This is a genomic window from Solilutibacter silvestris (assembly GCF_050574925.1).
In the GTDB taxonomy this organism is placed as follows: Bacteria; Pseudomonadota; Gammaproteobacteria; order Xanthomonadales; family Xanthomonadaceae; genus Solilutibacter; species Solilutibacter silvestris_A.
Genome location: NZ_JBCMOO010000011.1, coordinates 15939 through 41647 on the forward strand (window position 1 = coordinate 15939; position 25709 = coordinate 41647).

The 25709-nt window shown below is 63.1% G+C and carries 23 protein-coding genes, 2 tRNA genes and 3 rRNA genes; 5 read left to right on the top strand and 23 right to left on the bottom strand.

The window, feature by feature from the left end:
* Positions 1-14: 14 nt before the first annotated feature.
* The 15 genes from hslV to ABE093_RS12960 all read right to left on the bottom strand — a co-directional run bounded on the left by hslV (position 15) and on the right by ABE093_RS12960 (position 13178).
* Positions 15-566, bottom strand: coding sequence for an ATP-dependent protease subunit HslV (gene hslV, locus ABE093_RS12890; protein ID WP_430761319.1), 552 nt, complete (start codon positions 564-566; stop codon positions 15-17).
* Positions 567-694: 128 nt separating this feature from the next.
* A complete protein-coding gene (gene xerC, locus ABE093_RS12895; protein ID WP_430761383.1) occupies positions 695-1531 on the bottom strand; it encodes a tyrosine recombinase XerC in 837 nt (278 codons plus the stop codon).
* Positions 1532-1584: 53 nt separating this feature from the next.
* Entirely contained in the window at positions 1585-2259 is a 675-nt protein-coding gene (locus ABE093_RS12900; RefSeq protein WP_430761384.1) for a DUF484 family protein, read from the bottom strand.
* An 8-nt stretch (positions 2260-2267) separates the two neighbouring features.
* Complete coding sequence (gene dapF / locus ABE093_RS12905) at positions 2268-3104, bottom strand: diaminopimelate epimerase (protein WP_430761320.1); 837 nt, start codon at positions 3102-3104, stop codon at positions 2268-2270.
* 7 nt (positions 3105-3111) lie between these two features.
* The gene (lptM, locus tag ABE093_RS12910) at positions 3112-3333 is read right to left on the bottom strand and encodes an LPS translocon maturation chaperone LptM (protein WP_430761321.1); all 222 of its coding nucleotides are present in this window, start codon (positions 3331-3333) and stop codon (positions 3112-3114) included.
* Positions 3334-3369: 36 nt separating this feature from the next.
* Complete coding sequence (locus ABE093_RS12915) at positions 3370-5502, bottom strand: S9 family peptidase (RefSeq protein ID WP_430761322.1); 2133 nt, start codon at positions 5500-5502, stop codon at positions 3370-3372.
* Complete coding sequence (locus tag ABE093_RS12920) at positions 5502-7619, bottom strand: prolyl oligopeptidase family serine peptidase (RefSeq protein WP_430761323.1); 2118 nt, start codon at positions 7617-7619, stop codon at positions 5502-5504. The genes ABE093_RS12915 and ABE093_RS12920 overlap by 1 nt, the downstream gene beginning before the upstream one ends.
* A 76-nt stretch (positions 7620-7695) precedes the next feature.
* Positions 7696-7953: a hypothetical protein gene (locus ABE093_RS12925; RefSeq protein ID WP_430761324.1), complete on the bottom strand. Its 258-nt coding sequence runs from the start codon at positions 7951-7953 to the stop codon at positions 7696-7698.
* Positions 7954-8020: 67 nt separating this feature from the next.
* On the bottom strand, positions 8021-8989 hold the full coding sequence (locus tag ABE093_RS12930) for a helix-turn-helix transcriptional regulator (protein WP_430761325.1): 969 nt from the start codon (positions 8987-8989) through the stop codon (positions 8021-8023).
* Positions 8990-9019: 30 nt separating this feature from the next.
* Complete coding sequence (gene hemC, locus ABE093_RS12935; protein WP_430761326.1) at positions 9020-9931, bottom strand: hydroxymethylbilane synthase; 912 nt, start codon at positions 9929-9931, stop codon at positions 9020-9022.
* Between the two features lie 24 nt (positions 9932-9955).
* A complete protein-coding gene (locus tag ABE093_RS12940; protein WP_430761385.1) occupies positions 9956-10675 on the bottom strand; it encodes a LytR/AlgR family response regulator transcription factor in 720 nt (239 codons plus the stop codon).
* 70 nt (positions 10676-10745) lie between these two features.
* Complete coding sequence (locus ABE093_RS12945) at positions 10746-11423, bottom strand: alpha/beta hydrolase (protein WP_430761327.1); 678 nt, start codon at positions 11421-11423, stop codon at positions 10746-10748.
* Between the two features lie 27 nt (positions 11424-11450).
* Positions 11451-11897, bottom strand: a complete 447-nt coding sequence (locus ABE093_RS12950) for a hypothetical protein (RefSeq protein ID WP_430761328.1) — start codon at positions 11895-11897, stop codon at positions 11451-11453.
* 84 nt (positions 11898-11981) lie between these two features.
* Complete coding sequence (locus tag ABE093_RS12955; RefSeq protein ID WP_430761329.1) at positions 11982-12404, bottom strand: hypothetical protein; 423 nt, start codon at positions 12402-12404, stop codon at positions 11982-11984.
* A 57-nt stretch (positions 12405-12461) separates the two neighbouring features.
* On the bottom strand, positions 12462-13178 hold the full coding sequence (locus tag ABE093_RS12960; protein WP_430761330.1) for an HAD family hydrolase: 717 nt from the start codon (positions 13176-13178) through the stop codon (positions 12462-12464).
* A gap of 82 nt (positions 13179-13260) precedes the next feature.
* Between ABE093_RS12960 and ABE093_RS12965 the strand changes: the two genes are divergently transcribed.
* Positions 13261-14406 (top strand): PQQ-dependent sugar dehydrogenase, encoded by a 1146-nt coding sequence (locus ABE093_RS12965; RefSeq protein WP_430761331.1) that lies wholly within the window; start codon positions 13261-13263, stop codon positions 14404-14406.
* Between the two features lie 18 nt (positions 14407-14424).
* Here the strand turns inward: ABE093_RS12965 and ABE093_RS12970 are convergent, their stop codons facing one another.
* The 6 genes from ABE093_RS12970 to ABE093_RS12995 all read right to left on the bottom strand — a co-directional run bounded on the left by ABE093_RS12970 (position 14425) and on the right by ABE093_RS12995 (position 20528).
* Entirely contained in the window at positions 14425-15210 is a 786-nt protein-coding gene (locus tag ABE093_RS12970) for a lytic transglycosylase domain-containing protein (RefSeq protein WP_430761332.1), read from the bottom strand.
* Between the two features lie 143 nt (positions 15211-15353).
* Positions 15354-15468 (bottom strand): 5S ribosomal RNA (gene rrf / locus ABE093_RS12975).
* Positions 15469-15597: 129 nt separating this feature from the next.
* A 23S ribosomal RNA gene (locus ABE093_RS12980) occupies positions 15598-18471 on the bottom strand.
* A gap of 246 nt (positions 18472-18717) precedes the next feature.
* A tRNA-Ile gene (locus ABE093_RS12985) sits at positions 18718-18794 on the bottom strand.
* A gap of 18 nt (positions 18795-18812) precedes the next feature.
* Positions 18813-18888: transfer RNA gene (locus tag ABE093_RS12990), tRNA-Ala, on the bottom strand.
* A gap of 95 nt (positions 18889-18983) precedes the next feature.
* Positions 18984-20528: ribosomal RNA gene (locus ABE093_RS12995) — 16S ribosomal RNA — on the bottom strand.
* The 16S, 23S and 5S rRNA genes sit together here with 2 tRNA genes alongside, the layout of an rRNA operon.
* A 611-nt stretch (positions 20529-21139) precedes the next feature.
* Between ABE093_RS12995 and ABE093_RS13000 the strand changes: the two genes are divergently transcribed.
* Entirely contained in the window at positions 21140-21598 is a 459-nt protein-coding gene (locus ABE093_RS13000; protein WP_430761333.1) for a DUF192 domain-containing protein, read from the top strand.
* Between the two features lie 28 nt (positions 21599-21626).
* Here ABE093_RS13000 and ABE093_RS13005 read toward each other — a convergent pair whose 3' ends face one another.
* Positions 21627-21818, bottom strand: a complete 192-nt coding sequence (locus tag ABE093_RS13005) for a rubredoxin (RefSeq protein ID WP_430761334.1) — start codon at positions 21816-21818, stop codon at positions 21627-21629.
* A gap of 55 nt (positions 21819-21873) precedes the next feature.
* Between ABE093_RS13005 and thiE the strand changes: the two genes are divergently transcribed.
* From thiE to ABE093_RS13020, 3 genes are read left to right on the top strand one after another with little or no spacing between them, the layout of a single operon-like run.
* A complete protein-coding gene (gene thiE / locus ABE093_RS13010) occupies positions 21874-22515 on the top strand; it encodes a thiamine phosphate synthase (RefSeq protein ID WP_430761335.1) in 642 nt (213 codons plus the stop codon).
* Between the two features lie 23 nt (positions 22516-22538).
* Positions 22539-23828 carry a glutamate-1-semialdehyde 2,1-aminomutase gene (gene hemL, locus ABE093_RS13015; RefSeq protein ID WP_430761336.1) on the top strand — a complete coding sequence of 430 codons (1290 nt, stop codon included), beginning with the start codon at positions 22539-22541 and terminating at the stop codon, positions 23826-23828.
* Positions 23828-24445 carry an HAD family hydrolase gene (locus ABE093_RS13020; protein ID WP_430761337.1) on the top strand — a complete coding sequence of 206 codons (618 nt, stop codon included), beginning with the start codon at positions 23828-23830 and terminating at the stop codon, positions 24443-24445. Before hemL ends, ABE093_RS13020 begins: the two co-directional genes overlap by 1 nt.
* A 13-nt stretch (positions 24446-24458) precedes the next feature.
* On the opposite strand, the gene ABE093_RS13025 is transcribed toward ABE093_RS13020, so the two are convergent.
* Positions 24459-25679: an acetylornithine transaminase gene (locus ABE093_RS13025; RefSeq protein WP_430761338.1), complete on the bottom strand. Its 1221-nt coding sequence runs from the start codon at positions 25677-25679 to the stop codon at positions 24459-24461.
* Positions 25680-25709 lie beyond the last annotated feature (30 nt).

Sequence of the window (25709 nt, forward strand, 5' to 3'; positions counted from 1 at the left end):
AGAATCGGTATTGATCACAGCTCCTCCACCACGATGTTCTGGTTGGTATAGATGCAGACGTCGCCGGCGATCTTGAGCGCTTCGGTCGCGATGGTCTTCGCATCGAGATCGGTGTGCGCGATCAGCGCGCGCGCCGCCGACAGCGCGTACATGCCACCGGAACCGATGGCGATCAAGCCGTCTTCCGGTTCGATCAGGTCACCGGTGCCGCTGATCACCAGCGAGGTTTCGGCATCGGCGACGGCGAGCAAGGCCTCGAGCTTGCCGAAGCGACGTTCGGTCCTCCAGTCCTTGGCGAATTCAACCGCCGCGCGCAGCAACTGGCCGTGCTTCTCCAGCTTCGATTCGAACAGTTCGAACAACGTGAAGGCATCGGCCGCCGCGCCGGCGAAACCGGCGAGCACGCGACCGTCCGTGCCGAGGCGCCGCACCTTGCGCGCGTTCGATTTCATCACCGTATTGCCAAGCGTGACCTGGCCGTCGCCGGCGATCACCACCTTGCCATTGCGGCGCACCGAACAGATGGTGGTCGCGTGGAAAACGGTCGGATTCTGACTGGGGTCCATCGGAGTCTCCTTTGAGTTTCCGATGTGGAGCCGCCAGAAGGGGTTTCAAGGCGCGCCGCGATGACCAACCCGGCGCAAATCAGCCCAGGCCGCCGCAGCGGCCTTGGACATGGACTCGGCGAGGCGCTTTAACTCCCCGACTTCCGCTTCGCCCGCGGATGCGCACCGTCGTAGACCTTGGCCAGGTGCTGGAAATCGAGGTGGGTATAGATCTGGGTGGTGCTGATGTCGGCGTGGCCGAGCAGCTCCTGGACCGCGCGCAGGTCACCCGAGGATTCCAGCATGTGACTGGCAAAACTGTGGCGCAGCAGGTGCGGATGCACGCGCTTGTACACGCCCTGGCGCTGCGCGAGTTGGCGCAGGCGGATCTGCACCGCGCGCGTGGTGATCGGCGCACCACCGCGACCGGGGAATACCGGCGCATCCGCACGCGGATGCGATTCCTGGCGCCACGCCTCCAGTGCGCGACAGGCATGCGAGCCCACCGGCACCGAGCGCTGCTTGTTGCCCTTGCCGGTCACGGTGACCAGCCCGTTGCCGAGATCGAGTGCATTCCAGTGCAGTCCGCACAACTCGCTCACGCGCAGGCCGGAGGAATACAGCAGCTCCAGCAGCGCACGATCGCGGGTGCCGAGTTGCGCATCGGTATCGAGTTCGACCAGTTGCACCGCTTCGTCGACATCGAGCACCTGCGGCAGGTTGCGCGGCGCTTTCGGCCCGCGCACGCCATCGGCGGGATTGGCCGCGACCACGCCGTTCTTCAGCAGCCAGCGGAACCAGCTGCGACAGGACGACAAGCGTCGTTGCAGGGTCTTCGCCGAAAGTTCCTTGCGATTTCCGTCGGCGACCCAGGCACGGATGTGGCTTGCGTCGGCGCGCGACGGATCATCGATGCCCTGCTCCGCGCACCAGCGCGCGAATTCACCGAGATCGCGGCGATAGGCGTCCAGCGTGTGCGCCGACATCGCCCGCTCGACCTTGAGGTGGTCGATGAAGGCGTCGATGCCGGATGCGGCGTTCACGATGCGGTATGACGATCCAGCGCAGTCGCGAAGGCTTCGCCCATCATCTTGGCGAATAGCGTGCCCATGCCCGGATAGAAGCGGTTGGCGTCGCTGCTGCCGACCGCCACCAGGCCGTGGCCGGTGATCGGCAACAACAGGCTGGACAGCACTTCATCGGCCGTCGCGCCGTACAGCACCGACTGCTTGTCGGCCTGCAGGCGACCCGAGATCGGCTGGCCATCGGCGATGCAGTCGCGGAACGGCGCCAGCGTCGACGAGCCCTCGTCGGCGTGCAATACCCATTCCTGGCCTTCCAGTTCCGGCACCGCGCGGAACAGCAGCACGCGCACGCGATCGCCGTGGAAATCCTCGGCCAGGCTCGCGGCCATCGCGCGGACGGTATCGGCCAGCGTCGATTGCCGCATCAAGGCCAGGGTCAGCTGGTGCGAACGCACGGCCAGGCGCTCGTTCTCCTCGGCGTTGGCGAAGAGATCGTGGAGGCGACGATTGAGTTCGCGATTCTTGTCGCGCAGCACTTCGAGCTGGTAGCTGGCGAGCGACGCGGCGCGTCCGTCTTCGCGCGGCACCTGCAGCGACTGCGCGAGATCTGGGAATTGCTGGAGGAAGCCCGGATGGTGTCGCAGCCAGGCCGCGACTTCGTGGGCACCGAGTTTTTCGTTGTGGTCCATGCGTTCCTTCATCCCGGAATGTGCTGCAACTCGCCTTCGAACACGAAGGCCGTCGGTCCCGCCATTGTGACGGCAGATGCGTCGTCCGGCCAAGCGATGCGCAGCGTGCCGCCGGGCAATTCCACCGCGACATCGCGACCGATGCGTCCGCGCCGCATCAACACCGTCGCCGCGGCGCAGGCGCCGCTGCCGCAGGCCAGGGTTTCGCCCGCGCCACGCTCGTACACGCGCAGGCGGATGCGATCGGGCGCCAGCACTTGCGCGAAACCGACGTTGGCCGATTTCGGAAACAGCGACGAGGCCTGCAAGGCGGGACCGATGTGGGCAACGTCGGCGCCCTGTACGTCATCGACTTCGATCACCGCATGCGGGTTGCCCATCGAAACCGCGCCGAAGGCGATGTCCTCGCCATCCACGCACAACACATAAGGGTCGGATTCGGTAGTGCCCGGCTTCAGCGGAACCGCCTGCACCGAAAAATCCGGTGCGCCCATATTGACGCGGTACTGGTCGCCATCGAGATGTTCGACATCGTGGGTCGCGACCGGGCTGTCGATGCGGAAGCGCTCGCCTCGTGCCGCGCCATCGCGCACCAGCCACGCGGCGACGCAGCGCGCGCCATTGCCGCATTGGCCGGACGGCGAGCCATCGGAATTCCAGATGCCGTAACTGGCGATCGAACCCGCGGCACGCGGCGCTTCGATGGTAAGGATCTGGTCGCAGCCGACACCAAGGTGGCGATCGCCAAGCAGGCGGCAGAGGTCGGCAGTCGGCGCGGGCGCGCCATCGCGCAAGTCGATCACGACGAAGTCGTTGCCGGCGCCATGCATCTTGCTGAAGCGCATGGCCGCCTCAGCGCTGCGGCGTCGTGGTCGCCGGCTGATCCTTGGGCGTCTCGGCCGGTTTCGGTTGCGTCTGATTGTCGGTCGACGGCGCCTGGGTGTCCGTCTGCGGAGCAGGCGTGGTCGTGGTTTCGACCGGCACCGGCTTCTGCGGCAGCACCAGCGGGCCCTTGTTGCCGCAGGCCGTCAGCAGGCAGGCGGTGACCAGCACGAGGGGAAGTCGGATGTTCATGCGGGCAGTGTAGCGCGGTTGCATGAACGCCCGCGCTCAGACCCCCAGCTGTTCCAGCATGAAGGCATACATTTCGGCGGTCTCGCGGTAACGGCGGAAACGCCCCGACTTGCCGCCGTGCCCGGCCTCCATGTTGATGCGGAATACCAGCGGATGCGACGAGGTGTCGACGTCGCGCAGCCGCGCCACGTATTTCGCCGGCTCCCAGTACTGCACCTGCGAATCCCACAACCCGGTGCCGACGAACATCGCCGGATACGCCTGCGGCTGCAGATTGTCGTAGGGCGAGTACGACAGCATGTAGTCGTAACTGTCCTTGCGCTCCGGGTTGCCCCACTCGTCGTATTCGTTGGTCGTGAGCGGGATGGTCGGATCGAGCATCGTCGTCACCACGTCGACAAACGGCACCTGCGACAGGATCACCCGGTAATCCTGCGGCGCCATGTTCGAGATCGCGCCCATCAGCAGGCCGCCGGCGCTGCCGCCCATCGCGGCGACGCGGTCCTTCGCCGCGTACTTGTTCTCTACCAGCCAGCGGGTGACGTCGATGAAATCGGTGAAGCTGTTCTTCTTGTGGAACATGCGGCCGTTGTCGTACCAGTCGCGGCCCATCTCCTCGCCACCGCGGATATGCGCCAGCGCATAGACCATGCCGCGATCGAGCAGGCTGACGATCGAGGCGCTGAACGACGGGTCCATCGAATGCCCGTAGCTGCCGTAGCCGTATTGCAGCATCGCCGCCGTGCCGTCGCGCTTGAAGTCCTTGCGATAGACCAGCGATACCGGCACCTGCGCGCCATCGCGCGCCGGCACCCAGACGCGTTCGGTGACGTAGTTGGCCTGGTCGTAGCCACCGAGCACCGGTTGCTGTTTCAGCAGGCGACGCTCGCCAGTCTTGATGTTCACCTCGTAGGTGATGACCGGCGTGGTCAGCGAGGTATAGCTGTAACGCAACCACTCGGTATCGGGTTCGGCATTGACCTCCAGCCCCATCGAATAGGCGGACTCGTCTACCTTGACGTATTCCTCGCGGCCATCGGCATGGAGGATGCGGACGCGCTCCAGTCCGCCCGAGCGTTCGTCGATGGCGCTGAAGCCGTCGAACAGTTCGATGGTTTCGATGAAGACCTTGGGATCGTGCGCGATCCAATCGACCCACTCCGCGCGCGATGTCGCGCCATCGGCGGCGGTGACGATCTTGAAATTCTTCGCGCCGTCCGCGTTGGTGCGGATCACCCAGCGCCCGCCGAAATGGTCGGCGTCGTATTCGAGATCGCGTTCGCGCGGCGCCAGCACCCTGAACTCGCTCGGATCGGACGCCGGCGCGTAGCGCTCCTCGTTCGACACCGTGCTGTGCATGCCGATGGTGATGAACTTGTCGTCGCGGGTGCGGCCCAGCCCCATGTAATAGCTGTCGTCGTCTTCCTCGTAGACCACGGCATCCTGTGCGACATCGCTGCCGAGCACGTGCTTCTTCACGCGCACGGTCAGCAGCGTTTCCGGATCGTTCTCGATGTAGAGCAGGGTGCGTCCGTCGTCGGCCCATTCGGCATCGGCGCTGGTGCCGGGAATCGCATCAGGCAGCAACGTGCCGCTGTCGAGATCGGTGAACCGCAGCGTGTACTGGCGACGTCCATTGGTGTCCTCGGCCCAGACCATCATGCGGTTGTCGCGACTGATCGCCACTGGATACGCGGAGTAGTAGTCGTGGCCCTGCGCCAGCGCATTGACGTCGAGCAGTACCTGCTCGCTGGCGTCGCTTCCAACAGCCGAATGGCTGTTCCAATCGCCGGCGGCGTTGGCCTGCTGGATCGAAGCCGCATCGACTCCGGCGCCATCCTTGCGTCGTGCATGCACCGGATAGTCCTGTCCGGCGACATAGCGCGAGTAGTACCACCAACCGCGCTCGCGATACGGCACCGAGCTGTCGTCCTGCTTGATGCGGGCGACGATCTCGCCGTAGAGGGTGTCCTCCAGCGGCTTGAGGTGCGCCAGCATCGCATCGGCATAGGCGTTCTCGTCCGCGAGATACGCCAGCATCTCGGGATTCTCGCGTTCGTCGTCGCGCAGCCAGTAGTACACGTCCTCGCGTTCGGCGCCGAAGGGCGCTTTGACGACGTGCGGCTTCCTGGCGGCGCGCGGCGGTTGCAGCTTGTGGTCTTGCGTCATCACTTCTTTCCGAGCACGTCCCACAGGAAGCCGTAGTTCAGCGCCCAGGTCTTGGCGGTCTGTTCGCTGGTGGAGCCGGCGCCGTGGCCGCCTTCGATGTTCTCGAAATAGCGCACGTCCTTGCCGGCCGCTTCCATCTTCGCCGCCATCTTGCGGGCATGACCGGGATGCACGCGGTCATCGCGCGTGGTCGTCCAGATGAAGGTCGGCGGGTACTTCTTCGCCGGATCGAACAACTGGTAGGGCGAGAAGGTCTTGATGTAGTCCCAGTCGGCCGTGTCGGGATCGCCGTATTCCGCCATCCACGAGGCGCCGGCCAGCAGGTGGCTGTAGCGCTTCATGTCGAGCAGCGGCACCTGGATCACGATCGCGCCGAACAGTTGCGGATACTGCGTCAGCATGTTGCCCATCAGCAGGCCGCCATTGCTGCCGCCCATGGTGCCGAGATGCTTGGGCGAAGTGATCTTGCGCGCGATCAGGTCCTGCGCGACCGCCGCGAAATCCTCATAGGCCTTGTGGCGGTTCTGCTTGAGCGCGGCCTCGTGCCAGCGCGGACCATACTCGCCACCGCCGCGGATGTTGGCGACCACGTAGACGCCACCCGGCTCCAGCCACGCCTTGCCGATGGTTCCGGAATAGCCCGGCATCATCGACACCTCGAAGCCACCATAGCCGTAGAGCAGCGTCGGATTCTTGCCGTCGAGCTTCAGATCCTTGCGATGGACGATGAAGTACGGCACGCGGGTGCCGTCCTTCGAGGTGACGAAGTGCTGTTCCACCACGTCCTTCGACGCATCGAAGAACGCCGGCATGGTCTTCAGCACTTCGGGTTTCTTGCCGATCTCGGCGATCGACAACGTGGTCGGGGTGAGATAGCCCGACGCCGTCATCCACACCGCATCGGATTCGACGAAGTCGACCGCCGACACTCCGATTGCACCGATCGCCGGCGCACCGACGAACTCGCTCTTCTTCCATTCGCCATTGCCGGGCGTCAGTACCTGCAAGTGGTTCTTGACGTCGTCCAGAACGTTCAGCACCACGTGGTTCTTCGTCCACGTCGCGCCAGCGAGGGATGTCGTCGCGGTCGGTACGAACAATTCGGTCAGTTCGCGCTTGCCGGCCATCCAGTCGTTGAAGTTGGCGACCAGCATCGAGCCGGCCTTGTACGTCTTGCCGCCCAGCGCCCAGTCCGTGCGCGGCTCCAGCACCAGCCAGTCGCGCACCACATAGCGCTGCATCGAATCGGGCACGTCGATCTTCGCCAGCGTGCCATCGGCTTTGCGCAGGAAGGTTTCGCTGCTGTAGAACCCGATGCCGCGATGGACCAGATCGCGTTCGTATCCCGGAGTGTCGTCGTGGCTGGCGCTGATCGACAGATCAGCCGGCTTGCCTTCGTACACCAGCTTCGCATCCGCCATCGGCGTGCCGCGCGTCCACAGCTTGGCGATGCGCGGATAGCCCGAGGTCGTCATCGAGCCGTCGCCGAAATCGGTCTGCACGAAGACGTGGTCGGCGTCGATCCAGTCGATCCCGCCCTTGGCCAGCGGCTTGACGAAGCCGTCCTTCACGAACTGGCGCGTCGTCATGTCGAATTCGCGGGTGGTGTCGGCGTCCGATCCACCCGGCGACAGCGAGACCAGGCACTTGGTGTACGCCGGGCGCAGGCAGCTCGCGCCATGCCACACCCAGTTGCTGCCCTCGGCCTTGTTGAGCGCGTCGAGGTCGATGACGGTTTCCCACTTCGGCTGCGCCTTGCGGTATTCCGCCAGCGTGGTGCGCCGCCAGATGCCACGGACGTGCTGCTTGTCCTGCCAGAAGTTGTAGTACCACTCGCCCTGCTTGTAGACGCCGGGAATCTTGGCGTCGGAATCGAGGATCGCGCGGATGTCCGATTGCAGCTTGGCGAAGCCCGGCTTGCCACCGAGCTCGGCCTCGGTGCGGGCGTTGTGTTCCTTGACCCACGCCATCTGCTTGTCGCCGTGGATGTCTTCCAGCCACTGGTTGGCGTCTTCCTGCTTCGGACCGTCCTGCTGCATCGTTGTCTCCGCGTGGGCCATGCCCCCGAAGGCAAGCGCGACGGCCAGGCCGAGGCGAGCGGTACGCAATCCATTCATGGGGCGGCATTCCTTGTATGGGGAAATGTGGTCGCCAACGCTAACACGCGACACGGCCGCCCTCACCCGCCAGAAGTCAGGCGCGCAGGCGTCGCGCCTGGACGCGGCGAGGGCCGCCGCGATGCACCACCCGCGTCGCCAGGCGCGGCAGCGGCAGGCCTTCGGCCACCCACAATGCGCAGGCCGGCATCAGCACCAGCCACAGCGGCATCCAGCCCAGCCAGGCGTTCGATCCGCGCGCCGCGGGTACCAGGGCGACCAGCGCCAATCCGCCCAACAGGGCGCGACGCAGCATCAACACGGCATGGGGGTGGATGAAGGAACGGGTCTGCATGGCGGGACTCCATCGTTGTGATGGGTCCAGCCTCGCCCAGCCTCATCTCAGAAGCTGCGACCTCGGGTCACGCGTCGTAATTCGAGGCCGCCAGCGTCAGCAAGGTGCGGGCCTGCTCGCGCAGGCTGCGCGGCTCGATGATCTCGGCGTCGCCGCCGTACTGCAGGATGTCCATCAGCAGTTCGCGGCCGTTGCTGTACGGCACCTTCAGTTCATAGGAGCCATCGGGCAGGAAGCGGCCCTCCTGGCGCGAATGCCAGTGCTCGTCGGCGACCCAGCGCGCGGACTTGGCGTTGAAGCGGATCGTCGCCGTGCCCTTGGGATCACCCGAGAAGATGCCGTAACCGCCTGCAAGGTGACGATCGAGCTCGGCATCGGGCACGTCGCGCGCGGAGGTTTCCAGCATCTTGGCGCCGGTGATGCGATCGACCGAGAAGCTGCGCAATGCTTCGCGATCATGGTCGAAGGCATCGAGATACCAGTTGCCGCGATAGTGGGTGAGTCGCTGCGGCGACACGCGACGACGCGTGGTCTCGTCGGTGGAGCGCGCGCGGTAATCGAAACTCAGTTCCTTGCGCTCCAGCGTCGCAGACGCCACGGTGCGGAAGGAATGTTCGTCGAGGCGGCGTGCCTTGTGCGCCAGCACGCGGATGCGCTCCATCGGCCAGCGTCGGCCGCCGGCCTGTTCTTCCAGCAACTTCTCGATGCGCGACTGCAGCGGCGCCAGCGCGCTGTTCAGCACGTTGCCGCCGGTGTGCCCCATCAACGCCTGCGCCGCCATCAACGCATGCAGTTCTTCGGAACTCAGCCACAGGCCGGGCAGCTCGAAGCGCGAATCGTCATGGCTGTCGTAGCGGAAACCGGCGTCGCCATCGCCGACGATCGGCGCCATCAGGGCATCGCGCAGATAGGCGATGTCGCGATAGACCGTGGCGCGCGAACAGCCCAGCTGTTCCTGCAGGCTCGGCACCGTCACCGCATAGCGCGACGACTTGAAGATGCGATGAAGGGCGTGGATGCGTTCGTGGCGGTCCATGGATGCGATGCAGGCGGCTCAGCCCATAGCTTAGCTCGCGGAGATCAACTCCCGGGCGCCGGCAGCCAGCAATTCATCCGCCAGTCGCTCGCCCAGCGCTTCCGGCGCCGCCGCATCGCCATGGCCACGCGCGCGCAGGCTGTGGCCGTCGCTGACCGAAGCGACCAGTCCCTGCAGGTGCAGGCGCTCGCCTTCCAGCCGTGCGTATGCGGCGATCGGCACGTGGCAACTGCCATCCAGGCGGCGATTCAGCGCGCGCTCGGCCTCCACGCAGGTGCGTGTCTCGGCGTGATCGAGCACCGCCAGCAACGCGGCGATCTCCGGGGCGTCATCGCGGCACTCGACTGCGATCGCGCCCTGCGCCGGCGCCGGCAGCCATTCCGGCGCATCCAGTCGCGCGCGGATGCGGTCGTCGAAGCCGAGACGTTGCAAACCGGCGCAGGCCAGCAGGATGGCGTCGTATTCGTCGGCATCGAGCTTGGCCAGCCGCGTGTTGACGTTGCCGCGCAGATCGGTGATCACGACATCGGGACGCAATGCGCGCAACTGCGCCTGTCGCCGCAACGACGCCGTGCCGACGCGGGCATGCATCGGCAACCCGGCGATGTTCGCATGGCGATTGCTGACGAAGGCATCGGCATGATCCGCGCGCTCGAGGATCGCCGGCAGCATGAAGCCGGGATCGAGCACCATCGGCACGTCCTTGAGCGAATGCACCGCGCAATCGGCTTCGCCGCGTTGCATCGCCAGTTCCAGTTCCTTCAGGAACAGGCCCTTGCCGCCAATCGCCGCAAGCGAACGATCGAGGATGTCGTCGCCTCGGGTCGACATCGGCACCAACTCGATGTCCAGCCTCGGGTGTGCTTCGCGCAGGCGGGCGGCGACGTGTTCGGTCTGCCAGAGGGCGAGCGGGCTTTTGCGGGTGGCGATGCGCAGCTTCATGCCACCATTATCGCGCTTCGCCGCTCAGTACTGCTCGATGGCGGATCGCACCGTCGGCAGGCAGCGCCGGCTGATTTCCAGCGGCTCGGCGATGCCGCGCAACAGCACCCGGTACTGGCCCTCGCCGTCGCGACGCAATCCCTCCAACGCCTTGCGCGCCACCAGGCAATTGCGGTGGATGCGCAGGAAGCGATCGGGGAACGCTTCTTCCAGCGACTTGAGCGAATCCTCGATCAGGTCGTGGCCATGCGCGTGATGGACCATCACGTATTTGTCGTCGGCCTGCAGATAGGTGACCTCGTCGATGGCGATGCGACGGACGCCGCCGCGCTGGCGCACCAGCAGGTGGCCGCGCCCGCCATCGCTGGCGAAACTGCCGCGCGTCGCCAGGAACAGGCGCGCGCGTTGCAGCGCGATCTCCAGGCGTTCGCGCCGCACCGGCTTGACCAGGTAGTCGACCGCTTCGACATCGAACGCGGCGGCGGCGTGTTCGGCGTGCGCGGTGACGAAGACGATGCCCGGGCGCGGGCGCAAACCCGCCAGTTCACGCGCGACCTCGAGGCCATCGCCGCCCGGCATCGCGATGTCGAGCAGGACGAGGTCGGGCAGCGATTCCCGCGCCGACGCGATCGCTTCCTCGCCATTGCCTGCGGCGCCGGACACGGTCACGCCGGATGTCTGTTGCAGCATTGAATGCAGGCGCTCGCGCGCCAGCGGCTCGTCGTCGACGACGAGCACGCGCAACACCTGTTGGCCCCGTGTGTCCTGCACCCACGCGTCCCCGCGATCCGTGTGCGGGGATGGTAACGCGCACTCAGCCGGCGCGGAACCGTGCCTCGAACCAGTCGGACAGATCGGAGATTTCCTGCGGCATTACCGCATGCATCATCGGATAGGCGTGCCACTCCACCGCGAAACCGCATTCGCGCAGCACGTCGGCGCTCATCTCGCCGGCGAGATACGGCACCACCGGATCGCCCAGGCCATGCGCCATGAACACCGGCGGCCGGGCGCCATCGGCGCGACATTCGGCCTTGGCGCGATCGGGCGCCGGAAGATAGGTCGACAACGCGACCAGACCGGCCAGCGGAAGCGCACGCCGCATGCCGAGCGCCAGCGTCACCGCCCCGCCCTGCGAAAACCCGGCGAGGATGATCCGCGACTCCGGCACCCCGCGCGCGACTTCGCGGGCAACCAGTGCTTCGGCCTGCGCCATCGATTCCTGCAATCCGGCTTCGTCGGCACGATTGGCGAGATCGAGATGGGCGATGTCGTACCACGCGCGCATGCGCATGCCGCCATTGATGGTGACCGGGCGCACCGGCGCGTGCGGGAACACGAAGCGGACGGTCGGCCAGCCCTCGCGGCGCAGTTCGGGAACGATCGGTGCGAAATCGTGGCCATCGGCGCCGAGGCCGTGCAGCCATATCACCGACCAGCGCGGATCGCCCTGACCGACAACGGTCTCGACGGTTTCAAGTTCAGTCGTCATGGCCGCAGTGTGCCATGCGTGACCGGATCAGCGCGCCTTGAGGGTGAAGCTCGCCAGCGACACGCCGATATCCCAGCCATCGCCCTTGCCCTTGAGCGCGAGCGAGACGTTGCCCTTGGTCACCACCTGCACCTGGCGCGAACGCACGGCGCCGATGTGCGCCTCGGCCGCCGCATAGGAACCGAGCACGTCGTGGATGTTGGCGATGCCGGTGAATTCACCGACGCCGTCGGTGATGCGCGATTTGCCGAAGGTCAGGCCGCCGCCGCGCGAGACGATGGTCACCGGCAGGCGGTCGCCATTGTTGCAACTCACCATGCCGGTTCCCGAAGCGGTCTTGTAGAACACCGACCAGCCTTCGAGGTTGAAACTGAGATGGCAGTCCAATGCATCCTCGGCCCGGACCTGCGGCGCCCATGCGGAGGTGCCGCAGGCGAGACAGGCGATCAGCAGGGCACGTCGGAATTGCGTCATGGCATCGCGATTGGGGCCCGTCACCGCGACGAGCACCCGGCACCATAGCACCGTCCAGTTGAACGGCAGCGAAGCCGGACAGGGTTACCGGCAGGCCTCGCGCACCCCGTCGTCCAGGGCGACCATGCGGTCGTAGGTCATGGTCTGGAACTCGCGGTCGCGGATGCGGTCGCGGCGATGGCGGGTCCGCTGGCAACGATCCAGGCCGTCGCCCCGTCCGCCCGATGCGACCCGGCCACCGCGGCGAACGCGCATCATCGCTGCGATTTCCGCGCGATTACTGCGTTGCCATTCCAGGGTTTCCTGTTGCCGCTGGCGGATCGAGCGCGCCTGTCCGGCGCGATCATCGTCATAGCTGCGGATCCAGCCGGCGCGGGTCCCCGCCGGGCAATCGCCATCGACATAGCTCACCGAGCCGCCCTGCCCCAGGCATTGATGGACTTCACCCGCCCAGGCATGGCCGCAGGCCAGTGCCAGCAGCACAACCATCATCCGGATCTTTTTCATGCCAGCTCCACGCGACTGCGATGGAGTCAGCTTCATGTACCGCCGCGAGCTGGTCTGTCAGCCGTTTCCGAAGGCGAGGTCGGCGACCGCCGCGGCGATCCCCGAGGCATCGCCGACCTGGCGCAGGCGCGGATGCGTCGCATCGACATCGTGCTCGGCCTCGTGCGCCCAGGTGACGTGATACGGCATGTGGACGCCGGCCCCGCCGAGATCGAGCACCGGGGCGATATCGGAACGCAGCGAATTCCCGACCATCACGAATTCCGCCGGCTGGATGCCGAATTCGCGCAGCAATCGGGCATAGGTCTTCGCGTCCTTTTCGCTGACGACCTCGATGCGCTGGAAACGCTCGGCCAGCCCCGAGGCCCGTACTTTCGCTTCCTGGTGGAACAGGTCGCCCTTGGTGATCAGCACGACCTGGTAGCGCTCGGCGATGGCATCGACCGCGGCGGGAATGCCCGGCAATACTTCGACCGGATGCAGCAGCAGGTCACGTCCCAGCGACACGATGCGATGGATGTCGGCGGCATCGATCCGCCCCTCGGTGATCTCGATCGCCGCTTCGACCATCGACAGCACCATGCCCTTGGCGCCATAACCGAACACCGCGAGATTGCGTTTCTCGACCTCGTAGAGGCGACCGCCCAGATCGGCGAGATCGACATAACCGCCGACGATGCGGCGGAATTCGGCTTCGGCGGCGCGGTAGTAATCCTCGCTCTTCCAAAGGGTGTCGTCGGCATCGAAACCGACCATGCGGATGGCAGTCGACATGCCGGCATTATCCCCCATGCCGTGGCGCACACGACGATAACCACGGATCGGCGATACTCGTGCCTCCACGCCGGGAGCCACCATGCACCTGCGTTTCGCACTGATGCTTCCCCTGTCCCTGCTTTGCGCCTGCAACAGCGGCGCCCGACAGGCGACGGACACCACGGCGGTCGCAAGTGGACAGGAACCGTTTTCCGTCCAGTCGATCGCACGCTTCGATGAACCGTGGGCGATGGCCTTCCTGCCCGATGGCAAGTTGCTGGTGACCGAAAAACGCGGTCGCCTGATCGTCTTCGATCCCGCCAACGGATCGAAAACCGTCATCACCGGCACGCCGACCGTGGATTACGGCGGCCAAGGCGGATTCGGCGACATCGCGCTCGCGCCCGATTACGCCAGCAGCCACCGCATCTATTACAGCTATGTCGAGGCGGGCGACGACGACACCCGCGGCGCAGCCGTCGACAGCGCCACGCTCGACCTCACCACCCATGCATTGGCCAACACGCGCCGCATCTGGACCCAGCAGCCGAAAGTCACCGGCAACGGCCACTTCAGCCATCGCATCCTGTTCTCACCGGACGGACGCTATCTCTTCATCAGTTCCGGCGAACGCCAGAAATTCGATCCCGCGCAGGACATGTCGACCAATCTCGGCAAGGTCGTGCGCCTGTTCCCGGATGGCAGCGTTCCACCGGACAACCCGTTCGCATCACGTGGCGGCGTGACCGCGCAGATCTGGACGCTCGGACATCGCAACCTGCTCGGACTGGCCTGGGACAGCCAGGGCCGGTTGTGGGAGGACGAGATGGGACCGCGCGGCGGCGACGAGCTCAACGTGATCGTGAAAGCCCGCAATTACGGCTGGCCGGTCGTCTCCAACGGCGATCATTACGACGGTCGGTCGATCCCGCGCCATTCGACGCGACCGGATTTCGAAGCACCGAAAACCTCTTGGAACCCGGTGATTTCACCGTCGAGCCTGGTGATCTACAGCGGAACGATGTTCCCGCAATGGCGTGGACACGCATTGATCACCGGACTGTCGTCGGAATCGCTGATCGATGTGCAGATCGACGGCGACCATGCCCGTGAAGCGCATCGCTATCCGATGGGCCATCGCCTGCGCGAAATCGAGCAAGGCCCGGATGGCGCGCTCTGGATCCTGCAGGACGGCAACGACGGCGAACTGCTCAAGCTGACGCCGAAAAACTCTAGATCACCCTGAAAACAAGCGAAAAATCGCTTATTGGGCAGCGCGCAACACGGGTTGCAACGGCGGCAGTTTCATCGCCATGCGATAGGCCGCGTGCAATGCGGTCACCTTCTGCACGTAATCGACCGTTTCCCGATACGGCGGAATCCCGCCGTACTTCGCCACCGCGCCGACGCCGGCGTTGTAAGCCGCGGCGGCCTTGCCGTAATCGCCTTTGTAGAGCGCCAGCAATCGCTGGAGAAGACGCGCACCACCACTGATCGACTGCTCGTGCGCATAAGGATCGGCGACGCCGAGTTCGTGCGCGGTCCCGGGCATCAACTGCATCACGCCCTGCGCACCCTTCGCCGAAGTCGCGCGTTCGTCGAAACCGCTTTCGGCATGGGCGATCGCGCGCAGGAAGGCATCATCCACTTTCGTTTTCTTCGCCGCCGACTTGAACTCCTTGGCATACACGTCGAGACGCGGCTTGCTGACCTTGCCCAGGCCCTCGTGCGCGGGAGATCCCGGCGGTGTCTGCACGAAAAACTTCAGGACCGGCGTCGATCCCGGCAGGTTGCGCGTGCTGTAGACGGTCTTGCCATCCTGCTGGCGTTCGTAGAGCGTGCCGTTGATCGCGCCGAGATCACCCCACAGGTTCGGCACCTTGGCGACGTTGTCGTCGATCTCCTTCGCAACGCACTTCGATCCCGGTTCCGGTGCCGTCGCCAGGCTCACGGTGTTGCCGCGCACGCAGCGATACACCGTGCGCGCGCCGGCATCCGTCGCCAATGACAGGGCGATCAGGCACAACAACAGGGCGGGCAGCGATTTCATCCGGGATATTGTCGCCAAACTGGCTGAACAGGGCGTGCGCCGGAGGTCACGAATCCCGGACAAAAAGAAATCCCCAGCCTTTCGGGCTGGGGAACGTGCAAAAGAGAAAGCCCCAGCTTTTGGCTGGGGCTTTCGGGGTAAAAACCTGGCGATGACCTACTCTCACATGCTGAAGTGCACACTACCATCGGCGCAGCTGCGTTTCACTTCCGAGTTCGGAATGGGATCGGGTGGGGCCACAGCGCTAATGTCGCCAGGAAACTGGTGAAGACATCGTCGAACACAAAGGCATCGACGCCGTCTTGCATAGGGTGGAATGTAGCGAGAACTTTGTTTTGCTTCAGACCGCCAATCGCGTCGATTGGGTCCAAGGCCACTTGAGGTTATATGGTCAAGCCGCACGGCTCATTAGTACTGGTTAGCTCAATGCATTACTGCACTTACACACCCAGCCTATCAACCACCTAGTCTTGATGGTGCCTTTAGGGGGCTTGTGCCCCGGGAAATCTCATCTTGAGGCGCGCTTCCCGCTTAGATGCTTTCAGCGGTTATCGCTTCCGAACATAGCTACCCGGCAGTGCCACTGGCGTGACAACCGGAACACCAGAGGTTCGTCCACTCCGGTCCTCTCGTACTAGGAGCAGCCCCTCTCAAATTTCCAACGCCCATGGCAGATAGGGACCGAACTGTCTCACGACGTTCTGAACCCAGCTCGCGTACCACTTTAAATGGCGAACAGCCATACCCTTGGGACCGACTACAGCCCCAGGATGTGATGAGCCGACATCGAGGTGCCAAACTCCGCCGTCGATATGAACTCTTGGGCGGAATCAGCCTGTTATCCCCGGAGTACCTTTTATCCGTTGAGCGATGGCCCTTCCATACAGAACCACCGGATCACTAAGTCCTACTTTCGTACCTGCTTGATCCGTCGATCTTGCAGTCAAGCACGCTTATGCCTTTGCACACAGTGCGCGATGTCCGACCGCGCTGAGCGTACCTTCGAGCTCCTCCGTTACTCTTTAGGAGGAGACCGCCCCAGTCAAACTACCCACCATACATGGTCCCCGACCCGGATTACGGGCCCAGGTTAGAACGTCAAGCACATCAGGGTGGTATTTCAAGGTTGGCTCCATGCCAGCTAGCGCCGACACTTCATAGCCTCCCACCTATCCTACACAGACGAACTCAACGTTCAATGTAAAGCTATAGTAAAGGTTCACGGGGTCTTTCCGTCTTGCCACGGGAACGCTGCATCTTCACAGCGATTTCAATTTCACTGAGTCTCGGGTGGAGACAGCGCCGCTGTCGTTACGCCATTCGTGCAGGTCGGAACTTACCCGACAAGGAATTTCGCTACCTTAGGACCGTTATAGTTACGGCCGCCGTTTACTGGGGCTTCGATCAAGAGCTTCGCCTTGCGGCTGACCCCATCACTTAACCTTCCAGCACCGGGCAGGCGTCACACCCTATACGTCCACTTTCGTGTTTGCAGAGTGCTGTGTTTTTGATAAACAGTCGCAGCGGCCTGGTATCTGCGACCTCCAATCGCTCAGCCACGCACGTGGCCACGATCGAAGGCGTACCTTCTCCCGAAGTTACGGTACCATTTTGCCTAGTTCCTTCACCCGAGTTCTCTCAAGCGCCTGAGAATTCTCATCCTACCCACCTGTGTCGGTTTACGGTACGGTCTTCGTAAGCTGAAGCTTAGGAGCTTTTCCTGGAAGCGTGGTATCAGTCACTTCGCTCTAAAGAGCTCGTCTCGGTGCTCGGTATAGAGTGTCCCGGATTTGCCTAAGACACATACCTACCTCCTTTCCCCCGGACAACCAACGCCGGGTAGACCTAACCTTCTCCGTCCCTCCATCGCACTTACGCGAGGTGCAGGAATATTAACCTGCTTCCCATCGACTACGCATTTCTGCCTCGCCTTAGGGGCCGACTCACCCTGCGCCGATTAACGTTGCGCAAGGAAACCTTGGGCTTTCGGCGTGCGGGCTTTTCACCCGCATTGTCGTTACTCATGTCAGCATTCGCACTTCCGATACCTCCAGCAGACTTCTCAATCCACCTTCATTGGCGTACGGAACGCTCCTCTACCGCGCATACAAAGTATGCACCCCAAGCTTCGGTTACATGCTTAGCCCCGTTAAATCTTCCGCGCAGACCGACTCGACCAGTGAGCTATTACGCTTTCTTTAAAGGATGGCTGCTTCTAAGCCAACCTCCTGGCTGTCTGTGCCTTTCCACATCGTTTACCACTTAGCATGTATTTGGGACCTTAGCTGTGGGTCTGGGTTGTTTCCCTTTTCACGACGGACGTTAGCACCCGCCGTGTGTCTCCCATGCAGTCTGTCTTGGTATTCGGAGTTTGCAATGGTTTGGTAAGTCGCGATGACCCCCTAGCCATGACAGTGCTCTACCCCCAAGAAGATTCACATGAGGCGCTACCTAAATAGCTTTCGAGGAGAACCAGCTATCTCCGGGTTCGATTAGCTTTTCACTCCTAATCACACCTCATCCCCTACCTTTGCAACGGGAGTGGGTTCGGGCCTCCAGTCCGTGTTACCGGACCTTCACCCTGGGCATGACTAGATCACCCGGTTTCGGGTCTATTGCCCGCGACTATGCGCCCTTATCAGACTCGGTTTCCCTTCGCCTCCCCTATACGGTTAAGCTTGCCACGAACAATAAGTCGCTGACCCATTATACAAAAGGTACGCAGTCACCCCGAAGGGCTCCTACTGCTTGTACGCACACGGTTTCAGGTTCTATTTCACTCCCTTCACCAGGGTTCTTTTCGCCTTTCCCTCACGGTACTGGTTCACTATCGGTCGGTCAGGAGTATTTAGCCTTGGAGGATGGTCCCCCCATGTTCAGACAGGGTTTCTCGTGCCCCGCCCTACTCAATTTCATCTGAATGGCCCTTTCAAATACAGGGCTATCACCTTCTATGGCCGGCCTTCCCAGGCCGTTTTTCTAGAACCAATCAGACTTTTGGGCTAGTCCCCGTTCGCTCGTCACTACTAAGGGAATCTCGGTTGATTTCTTTTCCTCCGGTTACTTAGATATTTCAGTTCACCGGGTTCGCTTCCAGCAGCTATGTATTCACTGCAGGATACCCTTGCGGGTGGGTTTCCCCATTCGGACATTTCCGGGTCAAAGCTTGTTGCCAGCTCACCGGAACTTTTCGCAGGCTACCACGTCCTTCATCGCCTCTGACCGCCAAGGCATCCACCGTGTGCGCTTATTCACTTGACCATATAACCCCAAGTCGCCTCAGGGTCATCGTAGTGCCGGGGAGTACAAATCCCGCAGCGTGAATATCAACGACAACTTCAAATGTTAGGGGATTAAATCCCCCGCCTTAGCCTCAATCGACACGTTTGAGCAGTCTTCTGCTCAAGCGCTCGCTACATTCCAGTTTTCAAAGAACAAACACCGGCCACAATGCCGATGTTTTTCAAATTAGGTGTACGCAATCCAGGAGCATTTCCGTTCGGGAGTTGGTGGGTCTGGGAGGACTCGAACCACCGGCCTCACCCTTATCAGGGGTGCGCTCTAACCACCTGAGCTACAGACCCAACGTCTCTTGCCTTCAGTGGTGGAGCCTGTCGGGATCGAACCGACGACCCCCTGCTTGCAAAGCAGGTGCTCTCCCAGCTGAGCTAAGGCCCCGAAGCGGGACGTTTCCACGACCTTCCGATCGGGAAACTTCTGGATTGCAGGATACTTGTGCGGACGCCTGACAGCTTTGCTGTCTTTTAGTCTCTAAAGGAGGTGATCCAGCCGCACCTTCCGATACGGCTACCTTGTTACGACTTCACCCCAGTCATCGGCCACACCGTGGCAAGCGCCCTCCTTGCGGTTAAGCTACCTGCTTCTGGTGCAACAAACTCCCATGGTGTGACGGGCGGTGTGTACAAGGCCCGGGAACGTATTCACCGCAGCAATGCTGATCTGCGATTACTAGCGATTCCGACTTCATGGAGTCGAGTTGCAGACTCCAATCCGGACTGAGATGGGGTTTCTGGGATTGGCTCACTCTCGCGAGTTTGCAGCCCTCTGTCCCCACCATTGTAGTACGTGTGTAGCCCTGGCCGTAAGGGCCATGATGACTTGACGTCATCCCCACCTTCCTCCGGTTTGTCACCGGCGGTCTCCCTAGAGTTCCCGACTTTACTCGCTGGCAACTAGGGACAAGGGTTGCGCTCGTTGCGGGACTTAACCCAACATCTCACGACACGAGCTGACGACAGCCATGCAGCACCTGTCTCAGAGTTCCCGAAGGCACCAATCCATCTCTGGAAAGTTCTCTGGATGTCAAGGCCAGGTAAGGTTCTGCGCGTTGCATCGAATTAAACCACATACTCCACCGCTTGTGCGGGCCCCCGTCAATTCCTTTGAGTTTCAGTCTTGCGACCGTACTCCCCAGGCGGCGAACTTAACGCGTTAGCTTCGATACTGAGAGCCAAGTTGCTCCCAACATCCAGTTCGCATCGTTTAGGGCGTGGACTACCAGGGTATCTAATCCTGTTTGCTCCCCACGCTTTCGTGCCTCAGTGTCAGTGCTGGTCCAGATAGTCGCCTTCGCCACTGGTGTTCCTCCCGATCTCTACGCATTTCACTGCTACACCGGGAATTCCACTATCCTCTACCGCACTCTAGTGATCCAGTATCAAATGCAGTTCCCAGGTTGAGCCCAGGGCTTTCACATCTGACTTAAACCACCACCTACGCACGCTTTACGCCCAGTAATTCCGAGTAACGCTTGCACCCTTCGTATTACCGCGGCTGCTGGCACGAAGTTAGCCGGTGCTTATTCTTCCGGTACCGTCATGATCCTGGGTTATTAACCCAGAACTTTTCTTTCCGGACAAAAGGGCTTTACAACCCGAAGGCCTTCTTCACCCACGCGGCATGGCTGGATCAGGCTTGCGCCCATTGTCCAATATTCCCCACTGCTGCCTCCCGTAGGAGTCTGGACCGTGTCTCAGTTCCAGTGTGGCTGATCATCCTCTCAGACCAGCTACGGATCGTCGCCTTGGTGGGCCATTACCCCGCCAACTAGCTAATCCGACATCGGCTCATCTATCTGCGTGAGGCCTTGCGGTCCCCCACTTTCTCCCGTAGGACGTATGCGGTATTAGCGTAAGTTTCCCTACGTTATCCCCCACAAATAGGCAGATTCCGATGTATTCCTCACCCGTCCGCCACTCGCCACCCAGAGAGCAAGCTCTCCTGTGCTGCCGTTCGACTTGCATGTGTTAGGCCTGCCGCCAGCGTTCACTCTGAGCCAGGATCAAACTCTTCACTTAAGTTTTTCTGGACTTCGCTCTGTTTAAGGAGCTGATCCAAATGTTTTGAGTGCAGAGTCCGATCGAGCTCGAAATCACTCGCTTGCTATGCAATTGAATTGACTTGCGCTCTTTCGAACATCTACGTGGACAACGCCACTATCAGACGTCCGCACAAGTTTCCTGCGTACACCTTTTCACAGAACCGGTTGGGCCTCAGCGCCTTCCCCGCTTTGCCCCGTTCGCGTTTCGCGTCAGGGAGCCAGCTACTATACAACGTTTTTCGCTACCGTCAACACCTTGCAGCGAAAATTTTTCTTTCGTTTCACTTCGAAGTTTTCGTCGAAGTGAGCCGCACATCTTAACTCAAATTTCACTGCCGTCAACACCTTGCAGCGAAATTTTCTTTCCTCTCGCCCCGACGTTTCCGTCGGAGTGAGCCGCACATGATAGCGCGATTTCCGTGTCCGTCAACTGCTTTCTTCGTTGCCGAAGGCCGCTGCGTCAGACCGGGCTGCGAATAATACGGATGCTGAATGGGGAGTCAAGCATTTTCTTCAACAAATTTTCTTGACGGCTACCGGGGAGCCGGCAAGATGCACGGATTCCCCTCATTTTCGTGGTCAAAACCGATGCGCAAGATCCGCCTCGCCCTGTTCGTTTCCCTGTCCCTGCTGGCCTCCGGCTGCGCGAGTTCGGCGCAATCCACCGCCTGGGTGGAGCTGCAGGGCCATCGTTATGACGTGGAATTGGCGAAAACCGAGGACCAGCGCGAGCGCGGCCTGATGTTCCGCGACAGCATGGCCGGCGACCACGGCATGCTCTTCATCCACGACAGCGAGGAACCGCAGGCGTACTGGATGAAAAACACCAAGATTCCGCTGGATATCCTCTATTTCGACAACGGCCTGAAGCTGGTGGCCCAGCAGCGCAATGTCCCGCCCTGCACTCTGGGCGACCAGTGCCCGCCCTATCCGAGCAATGTCCCGGCCCGCTACGTGCTGGAGCTGAACGCCGGCCAGGCCGACGCGATGAACCTGAAGGACGGCGCCGTGCTGGCGGTCAAGCCGGGCGTGACGCCGGCGAAATAAGGCGATTCGGCAGGGCCGAGGCCGGTTTTCAGACCTCGGTCATCTCGAAGTCTTCCTTGGTCACCCCGCAATCCGGGCACGTCCAGGTGTCCGGAACGTCTTCCCAGCGGGTGCCGGGGGCGATCCCCTCTTCCGGCAAGCCCTGCGCCTCGTCATAGATGAAGCCGCAGACCACGCACATCCAGGTGCGGAACGGGGCGGTTGCGACGGAATCGGACATGGTTTGCGGGATGCGGGAAGATGCGCCATTGTCCCACGCGCACCGCCCACGCTCCATGTCCCTGCGAAGCACCTTGTCGCCGCATCGCGGCCCCCTGACGGGCCTGTACCTGATTACGCCCGAAGATGCGGACAGCGCGCGCCTGATCGAACGCGTCCGTGCAGTGCTGCCGTTCGCGACGCTGCTGCAATACCGCGACAAGCAGTCCGATGCACGCATGCAGCTTGAGCGCGCGCGTGCGCTGAAGGCGCTATGCGATGAATCCGCGGTGCCGTTGATCATCAATGACGATGTCGCGCTGGCGGAAACCGTGGCCGCTGCCGGCGTGCACCTGGGCGAGGACGACGGCGCCATCGCCGATGCCCGCGCGCGGCTTGGCGAGAACGCGATCATCGGCGCGAGTTGCTATGACGACATCGATCTCGCACGCGCTGCTGTCGCGCAGGGCGCGGATTACATCGCCTTCGGCGCGCTGTTCCCATCGCCCACCAAGCCGCATGCGCGACGCGCGACGCCGGAACTGTTCGCGCAAGCGGCGTCGCTCGACGTGCCGCGAGTGGCGATCGGCGGCATCACGCCGGACAATGTGCGCACTGCGATCGCTGCCGGCGCCGACCTGGCCGCGGTGATCAGCGGCGTATTCGACGCACCCGACCCCGCGACCGCCGCGCGCATCTGCGCCGCCGCCTTTGACTGACACATTCACCAAGAGAATCATCCATGGATACCGCACGTTCGCACGCCCTCTTCACCCGCGCACAGGAACTGATGCCAGGCGGCGTCAATTCGCCGGTGCGCGCGTTCAAGTCGGTGGGCGGCGAACCGTTCTTCACCGCGCGCGCGGAGGGCCCGTACCTGTTCGACGCCGACGGCAATCGCTATATCGACTACGTCGGTTCGTGGGGCCCGATGATCGTCGGCCACAACCATCCCAAGGTGCTGGACGCGGTGATCGCCACGGCGCGCGATGGCCTGTCCTTCGGCACGCCGAATCCGTTGGAAGTGACGATGGCGGAAACGATCACGCGGCTGATCCCCAGTTGCGAGATGGTGCGGATGGTGAATTCCGGCACCGAAGCGACGCTGTCGGCGATCCGGCTGGCGCGCGGCGCGACCGGGCGCGCGCGCATCGTCAAGTTCGAGGGCTGCTACCACGGCCATGGCGATTCCTTCCTGGTGAAGGCCGGCAGCGGCGCACTGACCTTCGGCGTGCCGACATCGCCAGGCGTGCCCAAGGCGCTGGCCGATCTCACCCTGACCCTGCCGTACAACGACATCGAAGCGGCGCAGAAACTGTTCGACGAGCACGGCGCCGACATCGCCGCGCTGATCATCGAGCCCGTCGTTGGCAACGCCAATTGCCTGCCGCCGCGCGAAGGCTATCTGCAGGCGCTGCGCGAGCTGTGCACGCAACATGGCGCGTTGCTGATCTTCGACGAAGTGATGACCGGCTTCCGCGTCGCGCTGGGCGGCGCGCAGGCGCGCTATGGCGTGACCCCGGATCTTTCCACCTTCGGCAAGGTGATCGGCGGCGGCATGCCGGTCGGCGCCTATGGCGGTCGTCGCGAGTTGATGCAGCAGATCGCACCGGCCGGCCCGATCTACCAGGCCGGTACCCTGAGCGGCAATCCGGTGGCGATGGCGGCGGGACTGGCCATGCTCGATCTGATCCAGGCGCCGGGTTTCCATACCGAACTGGAAGCGAAGACGAATGCGCTGTGCGATGGCCTGGAAGCGGCCGCGCACGACGCCGGCATCGCCTTCACCACCCAGCGCGTCGGCGGCATGTTCGGCCTGTTCTTCAGCACGGAGAAGGTCGATACCTATGCGCAGGCGGTCGCCTGCGATACCGCGCGCTTCAACCGCTTCTTCCACGCGATGCTGGAACGCGGCGTGTTCCTGGCGCCTTCGGCATTCGAGGCCGGCTTCATGTCCTCCGCGCATGCGCAGGCCGATATCGACGCCACGATCGCGGCTGCGCGCGAGGCGTTCGTGGAGCTCGCCGGTTGATGGCTGCGCCCGCCTGCATCCTGTTCGACCTCGATCACACCCTGACCGACTACGACCACGAACGGCGCGTGCAGGCGCTGGCGCAACGCATCGGCTTCTCGCCGGCAAGCGTCCACGCCGAACTGTTCACTTCGGGACTGGAGCGCGAAACCGACCTCGGCCTGCACGATCCCGAAGGACACGCACGCGCGATCTCGCGGCGGCTGGGCGTTCCGGTGACGCTGCAAGACTGCATCGTCGCCCGCGCCGCGGCGATGACGCCGTATCCGGAGATGCTCGAACTGGTGCGGGAACTCTCTGGCCGCGCGACGCTGGCCATCCTCACCAACAACGGGCTGCTGGTGCGCGACCACTTCGCGGCGATCTGTCCGGAGCTGGCGGAATTCTTCGGCGACCGCGTGTTCTGTTCGGCGCTGTTCAAGCTCGCCAAACCCGATCCGGCGGTCTTCCTCGCCTGCGCCGAACGCCTGCAGATCGCACCGGAACGTATTCTCTTTACCGACGACAAGGCCGCGAACGCCGACGGCGCGCGTGTCGCCGGATTGCAGGGGCATCATTTCCACGATGCCGCGACCTTGCGCGCGGAATTGGTCGCGAACGGGTTGCTGGCGAGCTGAGCCTCTGCTTGTCTCAGGCCGCGATATAGGCCTGCAGCGCGCGCTCCAGCCTTACCAGACCCTCCGCAACATCCTCGTCACCGATATTGAGCGCGGGCACGAAGCGCAGTACATCGGGACCGGCCTGCAGCAGCAGCAATCCGTTGGCGGCTGCGTGATCGAGGATCGCACCGGCCTTGCCCGCGTGCTCCGGTTTCAGCACCGCGCCCAGCATCAGGCCGCGACCGCGCACCAGCGAGAACAGCCCAAGCCTCTCGTTGATCTTCGCCACGCCATCGCGGATCGCCTGTGATTGGCGGGCGACATTGGCGGCGATGGCGGGCGATGACAACTCGCGCAGCGCGACCCGCGCGACTGCCGCCGCCAGTGGATTGCCGCCGAAGGTGGTGCCGTGCGATCCGTACTGCATGGTTTCGGCAACACGCTCGCCAACCAGCATCGCGCCGATCGGAAAGCCGCCGCCAAGCGCTTTGGCCAGCGTGACGATGTCGGGCTTCACTTCGTCCTGCCAGTGGGCGAACAAGGTGCCGGTGCGGCCCATGCCGGCCTGGATTTCATCAAGCACCAAGAGCGCGCCATGACGATCGCAGAGTTCGCGCACGCCGCGCAGATAGCCGTCGGCTGCCGGGATCACGCCGCTCTCGCCCTGCACCGGCTCCAGCATCACCGCGCAGACGTCGCCGGCGGCCATCGCCGCGTCGAGTTGCGCGAGGTCGTTGAAGTCGACGTAGCGGAATCCCTGCGGCAGGGGTTCGTAGCCTTCCTGGTATTTCGGTTGCGCGGTCGCGGTGACCGCGGCCAGCGTGCGGCCATGGAAACTGCCATGGAACGTGATGATCACGCGGCGTTCCGGCGGACGGCCCTGCGCGGCGGCGTAACGGCGCACCAGCTTGATCGCGGCTTCGTTGGCTTCCGCGCCGGAATTGCAGAAGAACACGCGGCTGGCGAAGCGCGACGCCGCCACCAGTTCCTCGGCAAGCCGCAACGGCGGCTCGGAATAGAAGACGTTGCTGGTGTGCCAGAGCTTGCCGGCCTGCGCGGTCAGCGCATCGACCAGTGCGGGATGCGCGTGGCCAAGACCGCAGACGGCGATGCCGGCGCCGAAATCGACGTACTCACGGCCTTCGCCGTCCCAGACGCGCGAGCCCTGGCCGCGGTCCAGCACCATCTCGCGCTGGCGATAAACCGGCACGAGGCGATCGCGGCCGATGTCGAGGAGATCCTGAGTGGTCATGAATATGTGTCTCGCAAAACAGGTTCCGAG

Excerpts from the sequence above, each read along its gene's own strand:
- hslV (WP_430761319.1), bottom strand. The coding sequence starts at position 566 with ATGGACCCCAGTCAGAATCCGACCGTTTTCCACGCGACCACCATCTGT.
- xerC (WP_430761383.1), bottom strand. The coding sequence starts at position 1,531 with ATGTCGGCGCACACGCTGGACGCCTATCGCCGCGATCTCGGTGAATTC.
- ABE093_RS12900 (WP_430761384.1), bottom strand. The coding sequence starts at position 2,259 with ATGGACCACAACGAAAAACTCGGTGCCCACGAAGTCGCGGCCTGGCTG.
- dapF (WP_430761320.1), bottom strand. The coding sequence starts at position 3,104 with ATGCGCTTCAGCAAGATGCATGGCGCCGGCAACGACTTCGTCGTGATC.
- lptM (WP_430761321.1), bottom strand. The coding sequence starts at position 3,333 with ATGAACATCCGACTTCCCCTCGTGCTGGTCACCGCCTGCCTGCTGACG.
- ABE093_RS12915 (WP_430761322.1), bottom strand. The coding sequence starts at position 5,502 with ATGACGCAAGACCACAAGCTGCAACCGCCGCGCGCCGCCAGGAAGCCG.
- ABE093_RS12920 (WP_430761323.1), bottom strand. The coding sequence starts at position 7,619 with ATGAATGGATTGCGTACCGCTCGCCTCGGCCTGGCCGTCGCGCTTGCC.
- ABE093_RS12925 (WP_430761324.1), bottom strand. The coding sequence starts at position 7,953 with ATGCAGACCCGTTCCTTCATCCACCCCCATGCCGTGTTGATGCTGCGT.
- ABE093_RS12930 (WP_430761325.1), bottom strand. The coding sequence starts at position 8,989 with ATGGACCGCCACGAACGCATCCACGCCCTTCATCGCATCTTCAAGTCG.
- hemC (WP_430761326.1), bottom strand. The coding sequence starts at position 9,931 with ATGAAGCTGCGCATCGCCACCCGCAAAAGCCCGCTCGCCCTCTGGCAG.
- ABE093_RS12945 (WP_430761327.1), bottom strand. The coding sequence starts at position 11,423 with ATGACGACTGAACTTGAAACCGTCGAGACCGTTGTCGGTCAGGGCGAT.
- ABE093_RS12950 (WP_430761328.1), bottom strand. The coding sequence starts at position 11,897 with ATGACGCAATTCCGACGTGCCCTGCTGATCGCCTGTCTCGCCTGCGGC.
- ABE093_RS12955 (WP_430761329.1), bottom strand. The coding sequence starts at position 12,404 with ATGAAAAAGATCCGGATGATGGTTGTGCTGCTGGCACTGGCCTGCGGC.
- ABE093_RS12960 (WP_430761330.1), bottom strand. The coding sequence starts at position 13,178 with ATGTCGACTGCCATCCGCATGGTCGGTTTCGATGCCGACGACACCCTT.
- ABE093_RS12965 (WP_430761331.1), top strand. The coding sequence starts at position 13,261 with ATGCACCTGCGTTTCGCACTGATGCTTCCCCTGTCCCTGCTTTGCGCC.
- ABE093_RS12970 (WP_430761332.1), bottom strand. The coding sequence starts at position 15,210 with ATGAAATCGCTGCCCGCCCTGTTGTTGTGCCTGATCGCCCTGTCATTG.
- ABE093_RS13000 (WP_430761333.1), top strand. The coding sequence starts at position 21,140 with ATGCGCAAGATCCGCCTCGCCCTGTTCGTTTCCCTGTCCCTGCTGGCC.
- ABE093_RS13005 (WP_430761334.1), bottom strand. The coding sequence starts at position 21,818 with ATGTCCGATTCCGTCGCAACCGCCCCGTTCCGCACCTGGATGTGCGTG.
- thiE (WP_430761335.1), top strand. The coding sequence starts at position 21,874 with ATGTCCCTGCGAAGCACCTTGTCGCCGCATCGCGGCCCCCTGACGGGC.
- hemL (WP_430761336.1), top strand. The coding sequence starts at position 22,539 with ATGGATACCGCACGTTCGCACGCCCTCTTCACCCGCGCACAGGAACTG.
- ABE093_RS13020 (WP_430761337.1), top strand. The coding sequence starts at position 23,828 with ATGGCTGCGCCCGCCTGCATCCTGTTCGACCTCGATCACACCCTGACC.
- ABE093_RS13025 (WP_430761338.1), bottom strand. The coding sequence starts at position 25,679 with ATGACCACTCAGGATCTCCTCGACATCGGCCGCGATCGCCTCGTGCCG.